The organism is Lactococcus termiticola, from assembly GCF_003116835.1.
Classification (GTDB): Bacteria; Bacillota; Bacilli; order Lactobacillales; family Streptococcaceae; genus Lactococcus; species Lactococcus termiticola.
The window spans coordinates 39946-54887 of record NZ_BFFO01000008.1 but is presented as its reverse complement, the minus strand read 5'-3'; the positions used below and the strand labels follow the sequence as shown (position 1 = coordinate 54887).

Here is a 14942-nt window from a genome sequence, read left to right as displayed (position 1 = left end):
AAAAATGTCTATCCTTCTGCTATACTAAATCTATATGAAACGTGAACAACTCATCATCAACATCGATAAACTCAAGGCGGTCATGCCCGATTATGTCCTCGACTACTACCAATCCAAGCTGGCTGTTCCCTATAGTCTTAACACTCTCTACGAATACCTCAAGGAATACGAACGCTTTTTCAGTTGGTTGATTGATTCAGGCGTAGCTGATTGCGAAAAGATTGCTGACATTCCCCTTGAACTTCTCGAAAAAATGACGAAAAAGGACATGGAATCCTTTATCCTCTTCTTGCGTGAACGGCCTTTACTTAACGGTAATGCGACGGCTCGTGGCGTGAGTCAGACCACCATCAACCGTACCATCTCAGCACTCTCTAGCCTCTACAAATACTTGACTGAGGAAGTCGAGGGCCCTGACGGTGAGCCCTACTTCTACCGTAATGTCATGAAAAAGGTGCAAACTAAAAAGAAGGCTGAAACCCTCTCTTCTCGTGCTGAAAATATCAAAGGAAAGCTTTTCTTAGGTGATGAAAGCCAAGACTTCCTGGACCATATCGATCAGGACTATGAACTGACCCTTTCAAATCGCGCGAAATCAAGCTTTTTGAAGAATAAGGAACGTGATTTAGCGATTATTGCCTTGATTTTAGCCTCAGGAATCCGCCTGTCAGAGGCCGTCGGTATAGATGTCAAAGACCTAAACCTTAAAACTATGGTTGTTGAGGTCACTCGTAAGGGCGGGAAACGTGATGCTGTCAATATTGCAAGATTTGCAGAAGCTTATCTCATTAAGTATTTGGAGATTCGTGAGAAACGCTATAAGCCAGAGAAAGCTGAAAAAGCCCTCTTCTTGACGTCATATCGTGGCATGGCGAGTCGGATTGATGCATCGAGCGTTGAGAAGATGGTGGCCAAGTATTCTCAAGAATTCAAGGTCCGAGTAACTCCACACAAGCTCAGGCACACGCTGGCGACCCGCCTCTACGCCCAGACCAACTCTCAGGTCCTGGTCAGCCATCAGTTGGGGCATGCTTCGACCCAGGTTACTGACCTCTATACGCATATTGTGGATGAGGAGCAAAAGAATGCTTTGGATGAATTGTAAAAAGCCCTGAAATCAGGGCTTTTCTTATTAAGCATAATTAATGGCTAAGTCTAGGATTGCTTCTTTTCAAAAGTAATCGTGCTACTAGTTTGCCATTTAGACCAGGTGTTTTTTTCCTTTTCAAAAGCTTGATGTGCTTGATTAGAATTAAATGTGTTGCTACTATCTCCAGTAATAAGCTGCATAGGATATTTCTGAGTATGCTGTGTCAACTTCATCTCTTGACCATCTTTAGAAAAATCAAAAACGAGTTTCATGTGAGCATTACCTATGATATCACCTATAAAAGACCCACCCACACCAGATACAACCGGTGGATAGAGTATAGCGATATGGCTCTGATAAAATGAATAGGTCAGTGTCACCTGATTTGGTCCTGTTATTGCGTAGCGGATATCACTTGGCGAAGCTCCAGCCGGAGCAAGGTTGGTCAATAATGGCTTGCTCGTATCCCCCTCCATTCCAAAGCCGACAAATGCATTCCCATTCTTATCCCAGGAAAGGCTGACTGATGTATAGTTGCCTATATTTCCTTGATAGCTATTTCCTTTCAGCAAAGAAAGCGCCTTGTCATAAGCTTCTTGTTCTTTCTCTGGATAGAGGACCTGAGAAGAGTAGAATGCTGGTATAAGTGCTGAATCATTCTTAGCGCTACTGTCAAATTGAGGGATTAGAGCGATACCAGGTAAAGCGGAAGATGTCACTAGATTTCCTTTTTGGTCAATGAAATTTGACCACCAGTTTCTCAGTTCGGTCTTTTGAATATTCGGTATATCTCCGGCTTTTCTGCCTGTCAAATAGAGTATAGCTGTTTTAGCAACTTTATGACTCGAATAATCATAGAATCCCGCAGGGTAAGACGTCGTCTTTTTGATACTATAGCCGTTCTCTTCGACATATGTGGTCTTATCTACCGGTGCATAGTCAAGCGAAAGAATATCAAACTGATATGAGGAGTCGTCTAACTGACGGATGTTGCCTAAACGCCCTGTAAAATCAGAGTAAGTCACTTCTTTCCCACCCATATCAGAGTCTGCATATTTACCGCTAAAGGAACCATCTGGCTCGATAGAAATCGAACTTCCCCAGCCACCGGCACCACTCGAGTAAGTTAATTTACCATTGATGGAGCTGAGCAGCTTCTTCATGACGATCTCTTGTGGGTCGGGTGCGACTTCATTAAAAGATTTCGCTTCAGAAGCACTCAGCTGATGATAAGACTTGTTGCTGCTGGCTACTTTATATTCCTTACTGCTGTCTTGGACAAAGTCTTGATTGTTGATCGTGAGTTGTCCGTCCTGCTCTTTGACGGGAATAGATGGCGCCTTAGGCAAGTTTTTAGCATTGTCCTTGTCTGCTTCATATCGACTAAAGTTCAGCTCAGTTGCTGATGAATTCAGCTTGTAATAAGCGGTCTTGCCTCCAGCAAGCTTGGCTTTGACTTCCTGACCAGAAATTGTGAAGACGACTTCTTTCGAGTAAGCCTTCTTCTTCAGGTCAAAGGCATAGTACTTACCGTCAAGCCTGTGGATATGCTGATAAAAGTAATAACCTCCGCCAGCGATTGCCAATAAAAGAACAATAATCAGAGGAATCAGCCATTTCCAGACTGACTTCTTCTTTCTATTATCGCCTGGCATGTCAGCACTCATTGTCGGCTGAACTTCAGAAACTGCTGTAGACTGGCTCGATGGAGTTTTCCCTTCATCCACTGCTTGAGAAAGATCGATATCCCCCTTTCTCACTGCTTCTTCAAAGTCTTGGATAGTCGGCTTTCTACCTTGAAGAGCTTCAAAGTATTCCAGCCATTCTTCTTTTGTTGCCATGTAGCCTCCTTAGGCTTTTCTGAGCAGAGATTGTACGACAGCTAGACCTAAGAGGATCAAGCTAAAGATGAGCATGAAAATTGCGCCTGTGCTAGAAATATGTAAACTTACAAAATCGCCTGAGTTTTTAGCGAGATTTGTCACAAGCCCTCCAAGAGCAACAAAGATAACTGAGACAATCAAGGCGAATGTTGCCGTCATAGACATCATAACTGTTTGAAGCTTATCGAGAATAGAAAGCTTAGCGAACATGTTAATGACAGCAAAGACGAGGACCACCAGAATAAAAATCAAAAGCAAAATACCGATAAGTCTGAAATACCCAAAATACTTTTGAGCTGACTCAGCTTGAAAGGATGGATCATTCGATTTAAAACCGTTAAGAAGTCCAAGACTCAAGCTGTAATTATCTATGCCTGTTCCACCTGATGATGTTCTATATGGAATACCATCCGAAAAGTTTGCTACGAGTTGTGGAATGAAAAGCAGAATCAATAAAACAACTCCAGCCACTGCAATGCTTAGATTCAACCATTGCTCCTTAAACCAGTTAGAGCCACCATTAGTCGCTTGAGCTGTTGCCATCATTGGCACTGGTGCTTGAGCTCCTGCAGCTGCTAGAGGCTGATTGGCTGCCATTTGATTAGTAGCAGCAGCTGGTTCCGGATCAATCTCACCGGCGGCCACAGCTGCTTTAAAGTCCTCCAAGACTGGTGGACGACCGTTAATCATTTCAAAGTAATTTTTCCATTCTTCTTTTGTTGCCATTTTAATTATTCCTTTCGATTATCTGTATTATTTTCTCTTGTTTAAGTTAGTAAGTCTAGGTATTCTTCAAGTGTCATGCCGGGGTGAGCATAAATGTATTTTGCACTTTCTGGTCCGACATAACGCCAGTGCCAATCTTCGTATTCGATCCCCGTTGAGGGATTGATGCTGCCGGGATCATTTGAGCCTGGTGCATAGGGGAAACGAAGAATGAAGCCAAGCGGAGCAGCAATTTTCTGAAGCTCAGCGACTTGGCTAGGATCAGCTTGGCCTAAGCTATTGGCGCTAGACATATCAAAGGCTAAACCAGTCATGTGTTCACTAGATCCAGGCGGTTGGCTATAAGCCATCGCAGCTTTTTCTGCTTCAGCCTGGCTCAGCCCTTTAGCTTTCTCTGTTGAAACCCAGTAGTTAAAGGTCGTAACCTGAGTCGCATAGCTTCGATAGCCAGATACAAAGTGCTCTGCAGGATTGACCTGACGGGCAGCCGCTAAAAATTGCTCTGCAGCTGAAGCAATCCGACTGTCGACCTGCTGGCCATTATCAATAGTCGTCAAACCGTCTGGAAAGCTAAAGTCTGTATTTTGACTATGCTTGAGGTTGATTAAAACCAAGTCCCAATCATCCTTAGAAACATCGCTTGGCAGTGTATCAGAGCTAGTTTCTGCTGTATCCTGACTTGATGATGGACTAGTCACTTCACTTGAAGCATCATCTGAGCTAGATGGAGCAGACTTCAGGACCACCTCTGTCTTTGTATCATTGGCCTTTTTTGCCTGCTTCTGCGGATGAGGCCAGACCAGAAAAGCTATGATAGCAATAGCGACTAAAAATAAAAAAAGTACAAGAAGTAATAATGGTTTCTTCTTTACTTTTTTAGAGTGATGTTTACTCATGCTGCATCACCTTTGACGATGAATGATTTGACAACTGGCAGTGCAATCATCGCAAGCGTAGCAATCAAGAGGAAGATTTTTCCGACGCCGGCATTTGTCAGAGGCATAATGATACCCAAGGCAAAACCTGATGTAAGGAGAGCCAGCATCATTGAAACCTTAGATAAAATTGTGTTTTTAACAAACAAACTAACGATAGAAAGGGCCAAAACAGCAATGATAAGAATCATCGCGAAGATACCACTCCCTGTTGATACCAAACTGACTGTGCTTGCATAACCTGAATAGGCAGGAAGAAAGAGAGCGATAAAGCCAAGAAAGGCTGCGATTGCTGTGAAGAGGTCAGCCCAATTGTCCTTGAACCAGAGGCTTCCTGCTCCCGGAGCCATAGCTTGTTGAGGCTGAGCGTAAAATTGTTGTTGCATTGGTCCAGCTTGAGCTTGGACTTGTGCTTGGGGCTGTACTGGAGCTGCTGCTTGTGCAGCTTGAGGAGCTGCAGGAGCTTCGGGACTTGCAGGGGCATCAAATTCCCCATTTACTAGTGCGGCCTGAAGTTCTTCTGCTGTTGCAGGCCGGTTGTTCATCATTTCAAAAAATTCGGACCATTCTTTTTGTGTTGCCATTATTGATAAAATCTCCTTGAGTATTTAATTAGTTGTCGCTATCGTCATCGTCATAGGATGAGTCATGTTTTGTATCGTCTTTGACAGTCGTCTTAGTAGAATCTCCATCCTGAGCATTGCCAGCATCATTGACAATGACAAAATTCTTGTAGTTGCCACCTGATGTATCGCTACTATCGTTACTACTATTATAGTAGCTGTCACTATCACTATCATTATCGGATTGTGGGACATATTTCACATGGATACTAAAGGTCCGTTTTTGATAGAAGTCCCCGTAGTAAGGGTTTTGTTTTTCACTGTTATAGTAGACATCCAGAACGATTGAGACATTTACAGTATAGTCATTGATGTCGTTTTGTGTAATGCTGTCCACGTTAGAAGACTCAACAGAGATGCTCGAAGCCTGATGGTGAGTAGCATCAGAAGGGCTCTTCATGTGGGTAAAACGCCCAGTCAATGCCTTGTAGAAGCTGTTATCTGACCCGCCTTCAAATACAGATGAAGCACCGTTATCAGAGGAAATATCAGAAAACGCTGAACTAAAAAGCTCCTTGGCTGTATCGTTGCTCAATTCCTGATCCCAGTTCAAATAAACAGAGTCGCCGTCTGTAATGTCAGAAACCCACTTGACTGGGGTCTTTGCAACACCTGACTTAAAGGCCTTCTGAACAGAAATCTGATCATTTGATACGACAGGCAGGTCGACAAACTTATACTGGCCGTTGGTCAGGCTACCAATCTTATCCTTGCCAGAATAGACATCCGCATTTACTAGATTACTATACAAGTTAAAGGTAAGGAAGCTGAGTTGGAAGTTGCCGACCGTATTAGCATGGTCAACGGTCACTGTCTTAGTGAGATTGACAGACTTGTTATTGATTTTACCAACGGCATCAATCTTGTAGTCGCCTGGGAAGAGGCGGGCAACCGTCGTCTTGAAGTTTGCTGATGTCGAGCTGGCAATCTTATTACCATTGACAGAAAGATTAAGACCTTTAGAGTTAGCTTTCAAAGTCAAACTTTCAGGGTCTACGAAGACCTTGTATTTAGGAAAGACTAAGTATTGATAGCCATCCTGCTTGAACTGAGTTCCGGCTAAGAGGTGATCCTTAGAGATCTTATCCGCCATATTAGGACTGTACTTGAGATCCGTCTTTTTAATGGCTTTTTTAGTGTCAGACCAAATATAGGTCTTGCCGTCGATACTCGCAGCTTCTGGGTTCTTATTGTAGGCTGCCACATAGCGGTTGAGCTGTTCAGCCTTGCTAAAGTACCAAAATTCTCCAGTAGCCCAAAGACCCGCAGCAACCACGACGACTGCTGAAGCTGTCAAGATGAGCTTGGTTTTGGTTTTCATCTTTTGGCGGGGAGCTTTTGGCTTCACTTGAGGCTGAGGCTGAGCGTACGCTGCGGCTGCTGGAGCAACTTGTGTCTGGGCATTTGTTGCTTGCGTTGTCTCTTGAGCTTCTACTGGACTAGCTTCGGACGAGAAGCTGTTAGCCTTAGCAGCTAGAAACTCGTTCATAGCAGGCTTACGGCCTTCTCTTGCTTCAAAGTCTTGAATCCACTGCTCTTCCGTTGAGAGGGGAGCTGCTTCAGCTGCTGCTGGAGCTTCGGCCTCGGCTGTTTCGACTTCCTTTGTTTCCTCTGAAGCTTTTGCTTCAGACATTTGAAAGCCATTATTTTTAGCTGCTTCAAATTCAGCTAGGCTAGGGTCACGGCCTTCAGCTTTCTTGAACTCAGCGAGCCACAAGGCTTTTGGGTCAGCCTCTTCGATAGCAAAAGCATTTTTCTGAGCTTCAGAGAACTCCTCAAGACTTGGCTTACGACCATTTTTTGCTTCAAAATCCTGAAGCCAATCTTCTTGTTTTGACATTGACGTCTACCTTTCTAACAAGCTTTTCTCTTGCATAGCAAGAGAAAAAGGTTAACCTTTATTTAAGAATGAAATATAACTTAGATGACTTAATAAAGTCAGAAAAATTATAGATTTCTACAATCTTAATTATAGCATAATTTTTTATTTGATTTAAGTATATACCTGTTTCAAAAATAATTTATTAATATTTCTGTAAAAAAAGAGCATGACCATCATACTCTTTCTTTTATTTCACTGAGAATCTCAAGTGAGCGCTCAGCCACATTTGTATAACGCTCCTTCTTATCGCGAATTCGTTCGCCAGGCAATTCCGCCATAATTCCAAAGGTCACGTTCATCGGCTGGAAGTGCTTACTGTCGGTGTGGGTCACGTAGTATGGCAGGGCACCGATAGCCGTCGTGTTCGGGAAGACGACCTCTTCTTCGTCCTTAAAGAGCTTGGCGGCATTGATGCCGGCAACGAGGCCGGATGCTGCTGACTCGACATAGCCTTCAACGCCAGTCATCTGGCCAGCAAAGAAGAGATTTTCCTGCTGTTTAGAGCGGAAGGTCTGGGTCAGGAGATTTGGTGAGTCCATGTAGGAGTTGCGGTGCATGACACCATAGCGGACAAACTCAGCATTTTCAAGTCCTGGAATCATCTGGAAGACCCGTTTCTGCTCGCCCCATTTGAGATGGGTCTGGAAGCCAACCATATTATAGAGACTGCCAGCTGCATTGTCCTGCCGGAGCTGGACGACAGCATAAGGTGTCTTAAAGTCGCCATCATGTGGGCCTTCAAAGTCTTCAGGGTATTCAAGGCCGACTGGCTTCATTGGGCCAAAGAGCATGGTCTTGTAGCCCCGCTTGGCCATTTCTTCGATAGGCATACAACCTTCAAAGACCTTGAGCTTGTCCTCAAAGTTGTTGAGGGGTGCCTCTTCTGCCGTGATGAGCGCCTCTTGGAATGCCTGAAACTCAGCCTTGGTCATCGGGCAGTTGATATAAGCCGCCTCGCCCTTGTCATAGCGGGATTTCTTGTAGACCTTCGACATATCGACCGTCGAGATGTCAAGAATCGGTGCGGCCGCATCATAAAAGTAAAAGCCGTCGCCTCCATTAAATTCATGGATTTCTTTAGCAAGTGCATCACTTGTCAGAGGACCAGTCGCAATGATAGTAATCTCATCTTTGGGCAGGCTGGTAATTTCCTCCCGGATGACTTCAATCAAGGGATGGTTCATGACCTCATTAGTCACAAAGTCTGAAAAGCCCTCCCGGTCAACAGCCAAGGCACCACCTGCAGGGACTGAAGTCGCTTCTGCCGCCTGGATGATGACAGAATCGAGCTGTCGCATCTCTTCTTTGAGGAGGCCGACAGCATTGGTAATGGCCGCCGCCCGCAGTGAGTTTGAGCAGACCAGCTCAGCAAATTTATCCGTCTTATGTTGTGGGGTTGCCTTGACGCCCCGCATCTCATAGAGCTTGACAGGGATGCCCCGCTTGGCAATCTGATAGGCCGCCTCAGAGCCAGCGAGGCCAGCCCCGATAACATTGATATGTGTTTTTTTCATGCTTTTATTTTACCATATCAAGGGCAAGATTAGAATGTTTTGAAAATGAAAAATCAATCTCATTTAATCTGAGATTGATTGAAAATTTATGCAAGTTTTGCTTCTCCAAAGCCGACGTGGGCCTTGTCGCACCAGATGACGACAGAGTTGTACTGGCTGACATCAACACCTGACGGGACGTCAAAGCTCTGGCTTTCTGCCTTCAGGTCGATTTTTTTGAGGACCTTTCCGCTTTTGACATTGCCATCCTTGGTCAGATAAATCTTGAGGTCGGGCCCCTCATCAGTCTTGAAGTTTGAGAGGCTGACCTTGTTTTTAGAGACCGTCACCGTCCCAGAAACCTTGTTGCTGTTCAGGCCACTGAATGTTCCCTTTTTATCTGTGACAGTGGACGCTTTTGAGGCTGATGAGCCAGAGCTACTACTGCTACTTGAAGTTGATGAGGACGATTGGCTAGTCGACGACGATGATGACTTGCTCGAATCCTTGCTGTCAGCCTTAGAACAGGCCGCAAGGAAGAGGAAACTTGCACAGGCAAGCATGAGCAGGCCAAATAGTTTATGCTTTTTCTTCATAAGAATCCTTTCTATGAGTGTCAAAAACAAGACAAGGCTTCCCGTTTGGAGTCCCGGAAAGCCTTGTCATCCCCTTGAGAAGACGGTCAACAACTCAAGAAGATTCTTCCCTTATAATCTCTCCCTCCTTTTATTTTTTATTTGAGAGTTGGACTCCCAAGGCTAGTATAGCAGTAATAGGAGTGTGGAAACTTACAATTCTGTAAGCTTTGGATGAACTATTAGAAAGCTGAAGCTGGGCTTATAGCAAGGAGGCGTTAGCTTCCAGAAAACAGTTGAAAAAGCTGTGTGGCCAGAAGCGAAGTCTCTGGCATCCATTCCTAAATCCGGAGCCTTGCAGGTCTCCAGAGCTATTGGCACTAATGAAGTGGAAGAAATCCCGAGAAGCGCTGTAAAATAAGACAAAAGGCGAGTCCCTAGGGCTCACCTTTTAGCAATGAAAGCAACGCTTTGCTTTCGACCTCACAGTATTTTTCGGGATTTCTGTAACGAAACGGTGACTAGTAGGACCTAAGAAACAAATTATTTAATCTTCTCTTCCTGATAATCACACTCAGCATCAGAACAGACGACCTGTTTACCACCACCGCGGACCTTCTTCTCAACGAGGAAGTGGCCAGATTTAGGGCAGGTACGGCCGACGGGCTTGTCCCAGCTGGTGAAATCACATTCAGGATAGCGTGAGCAACCGTAGAAGAGCCGGTTCTTCTTGGTCTTGCGTTCTATGATTTGACCTTCGCCACAGGTTGGACAGGTCACGCCGATTTCCTTGACGATGGCCTTGGTGTTGTGGCATTCAGGGAAATTGCTACAAGCATAGAACTTGCCGAAGCGACCGAGCTTGATGACCATAGGGTGGCCACAGACATCACAGTCAAAGCCGGCTGGCTCGTCCTTGATTTGGATTTTTTCAATCTCATCTTCTGCCTTGACGAGTTCCTTTTCAAAAGGTTTGTAGAATTGGTCGACGACCTCTACCCATCGTCGTTTACCATCTTCGACAGCATCCAGGTCTTTCTCCATTTCTGCTGTAAATTCTGTATTGACAATATTAGGGAAGAACTCCACAATAAGTTTATTGACAATTTCACCCAGCTCAGTTGGCTCAAAACGCTTGGCAGCAAGCCTCACATAGTAACGCCGTTGAATGGTCTCAAGTGTCGGAGCATAGGTCGAAGGCCGGCCAACGCCATTTTCTTCCAGCGTCTTAATCAGGGTCGCTTCAGAATAGCGGGCAGGTGGCTGTGTGAAGTGCTGTTCTGGCTTCAGAGCTGCCTTCTTGACGGTATCGCCGACTTCCATGTCTGGTAGCATGGTGTTCTTGTCGGTGTCATTGTAGACGGCCAAGTATCCGTCAAACTTGATTTGCGAGCCGTTGGCCACAAAAATCACGCCGTTTTGTGAGAGGTTGACCTTCATGGTATCAAAGACAGCAGGCGTCATCTGGCTAGCCACAAAGCGATTCCAGATGAGTGTATAGAGCTTGAGCTGGTCCTTGTCCAGGTATTTTGCGATTGACTCAGGCGTGTTAAAGACGTTTGAAGGGCGGATGGCCTCGTGGGCATCCTGGGCGCCGGCGGCATTCTTGACCTTAGAGCCATGCTTGCTATATTTGGCCCCAAATTTTTCAGTGATGAGGCTGGCAGCAGCACCTTGAGCGACCGGCGAGATACGGGTTGAGTCGGTACGCATATAGGTGATTAGCCCTTGGTGGCCTTGCGCACCGAGGGTTAGCCCTTCATAGAGCTGTTGGGCGACCATCATGGTCTTCCGGGTCCGGAAGTTGATTTTATTGGCCGCATCCTGTTGCATGGTTGAGGTCGTGTAAGGCATAGGAGCATTCCTCTTGCGTTCCTTCTTCTCTACCTTGTCAACATTAAATTCGTCAGAACTCAGGCGTTCCATGACAGTAAGGACATCTTCATTGTTAGCCAGAGCCTTTTTCTTGCCATCGACACCCCAGAAATTGGCCTTGAACTTCTTAGTGCCCTTTTTGAAGTCACCGTCAATAGACCAGTATTCTTCAGGCACAAAGGCGTTGATTTCATTTTCACGGTCAATGATGAGCTTGAGAGCAATCGATTGGACACGGCCGGCAGAAAGACCCTTCTTGACCTTCTTCCAGAGGATGGGGCTAATGGAGTAGCCGACCAGACGGTCGAGGACACGGCGGGCCTGCTGGGCATCAACCAAGTCAACATCGATAGAGCGAGGACTCTTAAAGGCGTCTTTGACGGCATCCTTCGTGATTTCGTTGAAGACCACCCGGTTCTTTTCTTTGAGGTCCAAATCAAGAATGTGGGCCAAATGCCATGAGATGGCTTCTCCTTCTCGGTCCGGGTCACTTGCGAGATAGACGGCCTTGGCAGCTTTGGCTTCTTTTTTGAGGTTATTAATCAGTGGAGCCTTCCCACGGATATTGATGTATTGAGGCTCGTAATTGTTTTCAATGTCGACAGACATAGAAGACTTCTTCAGGTCACGGATGTGGCCGACGGAGGCCACGACCTTGTAGTTGCGACCCAGGTACTTCTCGATGGTCTTCGCCTTGGCTGGTGATTCGACGATAACCAGATTCTTGCCCTTGACAATCTTCGTCGCCTTTTTCTTAGTTTTTGTGGCAGTTTTAGATTTTGCCTTTGTTGTCGTTTTAGTCGTTGTTTTTGCTTTAGTTTTAGTAGCTGTTGGCATAGGACGCCTTCCTTTATTTGGATTTGCTTCCTTCATCATAATGCCTTTTGTTTTTAATGTCAAGTGAAATCATTTTTTCTATAGGAAAAGCGAGATGTTTTTGATATAGAAAAGTGACTGTTTATCCTTTTATCACATGGCTTTGTCAGGATTCATATTCTTCGATAATATCTTTTGGTTGATAAACCAATTTTGCCCCTTCTTGAATGAGATGATGGCAACCTTCTGACCTGGCTTCGTTGATGTCGCCAGGCACAGCAAAGACATCCCGACCCTCCTCCATCGCCCGCTCAGCAGTGATCAGGCTACCCGACCGCCTTTTCGCCTCAATCACGACGACAGCTTTTGAGAGGCCGGCAATGATTCGGTTTCGCTCTGGAAAATGATACTTCAAGGCCTTTGAGCCAGCCGGATATTCTGAAAGCAAGAGCTCATGTCTGCTGATATGGTCCTGGAGCTTCCGATTATCCTCAGGATAGTACTGATCGAGGCCTGTACCAATCACGGCAATGGTGCCCGATTTCGACTTGATTGCTGACAAATGGCTAGCTGTATCGATCCCTCTGGCGAGGCCTGACACAATGACAAAACGGCCGTTCAGGCCTGAGATTAAATTTTGAGTCGACTTCATAGCAGAAGAACTCGCTTCCCGACTTCCGACAAATGCTATTTTCTCCTGCTCCAGAAGCTTCAGATTGCCCAGATAAAACAGCAATGTCGGCGGGTCATAAATCTGTCGCAATCTTTCAGGATAGGCCTCATCTAAGATAGAAAATGAGGGGAAGCGAGAAAACTGCTTTCTCAAGTCCTTTACATCCTGGGACTTATAGCCTTCTATAAAATTGACTGTAGACTTAGGCTGACCAATCTCAGCAAGTCGCCTCAAAGGAAGCTTTTGTGGGCTTTCAGCTAAAAAATCTAAAATCCGATTCACAGAACGATTAGAAAGACCGGCCATCTTCCAACGGAAAATATCAAAGTTATTCGTCATGACAGTTATCCGAAAAAGCTTGGCAGATGTCAAAAAAAAGAAGCGGGATTTGCTTCATCTTTTTTCTTTATTCAGCTGTATCGATCGCTGCTTTGAGCTCATTGACATTAAACTTGGCCTTGAGGAAGTTTTCATTATTGACTGGGAAGCCCTGCTGGAGCTCGTCAACCCGTCCAATCTCGACCTCTCCTGACTCAAGTTCAAAATCAAGGACATGACCGCCAAAGACATGGTCGTCTGAGAGGAAATGCAGGTGATAACCGGCCACAGAGACACCATGGAAGAGCTCTGGCGTCCAGACACCAACGATAGTCCCTGTCACATTTTCCTCAATATATTCAGGCTGATTAGAGGCAACTTCAACAAAGGCCACCCCTTCTTCTGCCCTTGGAATCATACGAACATGCATCTTACTAAAAGAGCCTGTGATTTTAATCGACTGAAAAAGGTTCTCACCAAAATGCTCTTCCATCTTGGCCTTTAGGGCATCGGCAGAGAGCTTTTCTGTCTGGTTAAAGCGATGGTCAGCCCGGTGATTTACGACTGCTGCATAAGGGACGGTCACATCGTCTGAAAGCTCAGTAATGGTCTTGTCACCCTTGGCCTGGTAGGCTTTACCGTCGAGGATAATCAATTCTCCATCAATGGAATCAACCGTCCCAATACCCATGTCGCCGTGCTTCAAGAGCTCTCCGATGGTCATTGTCCCCTTGTAGAGGCCAGCCATCAGGGCTCCCAGCGTGTTGTATTGATAAAGTGTCGTCATTTCAGTCATCTTTTTAATCCTTTACATTTTATAATCTTCTCTTATTATATCAAAAATCAGGCTAGTCGCTGAATTTTTCTCACTTTATCCTTTACAAGAAGCTTAAAAAATGATAATATAGCTATAACCTTAATTTATTTCAATCACACCTGTTATGATTAAAGTGAATTAAGCCCGCAACTGAATTTCTTGCTGAGATGACTCCGAGGAATTCAGTTTTTTTTGTACAATTTTAGAAATCAGGCATACTATGACAAATCACATTGCACTTTTTGAACCTCGTATTCACTTTAACACCGGTAATATCGCAAGAACTTGTGCTGCGACAAACACCGTCCTCCACCTGATTGAGCCCTTTGGTTTTGAGATTACGGATAAAAATCTCAAGCGGGCTGGGCTGGATTACTGGGACAAGGTTGACATCGTCTATCATAAAAATTTAGACGATTTTATTTCCTCTGTTGACGGCCAGCTTTTCCTCGTCAGCAAGTTCGCTGAGCAGGTCTATTCTGACATCGACTACAGCCCGCTAGACCAGGACTACTACTTCCTCTTTGGTCGTGAAGATACTGGTTTGCCAGAAGAATTTATGCGTGAAAATGCTGAGAAAGCCATCCGGATTCCTATGAATGATGAACATGTCCGCAGTCTCAACCTCTCAAACACAGCCTGCATGATTGTTTATGAAGCACTCCGCCAGCAAAATTTTGCTGGGCTGGAACTTGTCCATACTTATGAAAAAGATAAATTAAAATAGCCTCATTTACAGGCTATTTTTTATGTCCATCGTGCTGATGAAGTAATTGATTCCAGCGTTTCCCCTTATATTTTCCAAGATAACGTCTGCTGTGATGAATAAAGGCATAGATGGAAATGGCCAGATAAGCTGACAAAAAGAGGCTGGCTACAACTGTGAAGCGATTCCATTCAGACAGGGCATAGAGCCAGCTTCCAATAGTCACAACTAACAGAAGGGTTATAATCAAAATATTTAAGAAACCAGCAAAGCGGATATAGTGTCTGGCTGACCTGTCCCGCCTTTCAATTACGGCCAGGAGCTTATTGCTGATGATCTGTACCATGAGAAACTGGATGATACCAATCAGAAGAGCTGACCCCAGGGGAGTTAAGCGATGGAGCAAGCTCCAAAGGAGGCCCATCAGAATCAAACTCATTATTGGTAGAAAGACAAAAGCCATCCGATTAGAAAAATGGTCGTCAATCCATTTTTCAATATATTGTAAGAAAGTGAGAAGCTTTTTTATC

General features: G+C 45.0%; 13 protein-coding genes. 2 read left to right on the top strand and 11 right to left on the bottom strand.

What is annotated here, in order from left to right; translation table 11 throughout:
• Positions 1 to 34: 34 nt before the first annotated feature.
• Positions 35 to 1105, top strand: coding sequence for a tyrosine recombinase XerS (xerS, locus tag NtB2_RS06680; RefSeq protein ID WP_109246175.1), 1071 nt, complete (start codon positions 35 to 37; stop codon positions 1103 to 1105).
• Between the two features lie 50 nt (positions 1106 to 1155).
• On the opposite strand, the gene NtB2_RS06675 is transcribed toward xerS, so the two are convergent.
• The 10 genes from NtB2_RS06675 to budA all read right to left on the bottom strand — a co-directional run bounded on the left by NtB2_RS06675 (position 1156) and on the right by budA (position 13685).
• The gene (locus NtB2_RS06675) at positions 1156 to 2931 is read right to left on the bottom strand and encodes a hypothetical protein (protein WP_109246174.1); all 1776 of its coding nucleotides are present in this window, start codon (positions 2929 to 2931) and stop codon (positions 1156 to 1158) included.
• Between the two features lie 9 nt (positions 2932 to 2940).
• Positions 2941 to 3699, bottom strand: a complete 759-nt coding sequence (locus NtB2_RS06670; protein WP_109246173.1) for a hypothetical protein — start codon at positions 3697 to 3699, stop codon at positions 2941 to 2943.
• A 41-nt stretch (positions 3700 to 3740) separates the two neighbouring features.
• Positions 3741 to 4595: a M15 family metallopeptidase gene (locus tag NtB2_RS06665; RefSeq protein WP_109246172.1), complete on the bottom strand. Its 855-nt coding sequence runs from the start codon at positions 4593 to 4595 to the stop codon at positions 3741 to 3743.
• The gene (locus NtB2_RS06660; RefSeq protein ID WP_109246171.1) at positions 4592 to 5218 is read right to left on the bottom strand and encodes a hypothetical protein; all 627 of its coding nucleotides are present in this window, start codon (positions 5216 to 5218) and stop codon (positions 4592 to 4594) included. Before NtB2_RS06660 ends, NtB2_RS06665 begins: the two co-directional genes overlap by 4 nt.
• A 28-nt stretch (positions 5219 to 5246) precedes the next feature.
• Positions 5247 to 7097 (bottom strand): zinc ribbon domain-containing protein, encoded by a 1851-nt coding sequence (locus NtB2_RS06655; RefSeq protein ID WP_109246170.1) that lies wholly within the window; start codon positions 7095 to 7097, stop codon positions 5247 to 5249.
• 215 nt (positions 7098 to 7312) lie between these two features.
• A complete protein-coding gene (trmFO, locus tag NtB2_RS06650) occupies positions 7313 to 8653 on the bottom strand; it encodes a methylenetetrahydrofolate--tRNA-(uracil(54)-C(5))-methyltransferase (FADH(2)-oxidizing) TrmFO (protein ID WP_109246169.1) in 1341 nt (446 codons plus the stop codon).
• Positions 8654 to 8739: 86 nt separating this feature from the next.
• A complete protein-coding gene (locus tag NtB2_RS06645; RefSeq protein ID WP_201797351.1) occupies positions 8740 to 9228 on the bottom strand; it encodes a DM13 domain-containing protein in 489 nt (162 codons plus the stop codon).
• 522 nt (positions 9229 to 9750) lie between these two features.
• On the bottom strand, positions 9751 to 11919 hold the full coding sequence (gene topA, locus NtB2_RS06640) for a type I DNA topoisomerase (protein ID WP_109246168.1): 2169 nt from the start codon (positions 11917 to 11919) through the stop codon (positions 9751 to 9753).
• A gap of 145 nt (positions 11920 to 12064) precedes the next feature.
• Positions 12065 to 12910 carry a DNA-processing protein DprA gene (gene dprA / locus NtB2_RS06635; RefSeq protein ID WP_109246205.1) on the bottom strand — a complete coding sequence of 282 codons (846 nt, stop codon included), beginning with the start codon at positions 12908 to 12910 and terminating at the stop codon, positions 12065 to 12067.
• 67 nt (positions 12911 to 12977) lie between these two features.
• The gene (budA, locus tag NtB2_RS06630) at positions 12978 to 13685 is read right to left on the bottom strand and encodes an acetolactate decarboxylase (RefSeq protein ID WP_109246167.1); all 708 of its coding nucleotides are present in this window, start codon (positions 13683 to 13685) and stop codon (positions 12978 to 12980) included.
• A gap of 241 nt (positions 13686 to 13926) precedes the next feature.
• Between budA and NtB2_RS06625 the strand changes: the two genes are divergently transcribed.
• On the top strand, positions 13927 to 14433 hold the full coding sequence (locus tag NtB2_RS06625; protein ID WP_109246166.1) for a tRNA (cytidine(34)-2'-O)-methyltransferase: 507 nt from the start codon (positions 13927 to 13929) through the stop codon (positions 14431 to 14433).
• 13 nt (positions 14434 to 14446) lie between these two features.
• Here the strand turns inward: NtB2_RS06625 and NtB2_RS06620 are convergent, their stop codons facing one another.
• Positions 14447 to 14851, bottom strand: a complete 405-nt coding sequence (locus NtB2_RS06620; RefSeq protein ID WP_125194986.1) for a hypothetical protein — start codon at positions 14849 to 14851, stop codon at positions 14447 to 14449.
• Positions 14852 to 14942 lie beyond the last annotated feature (91 nt).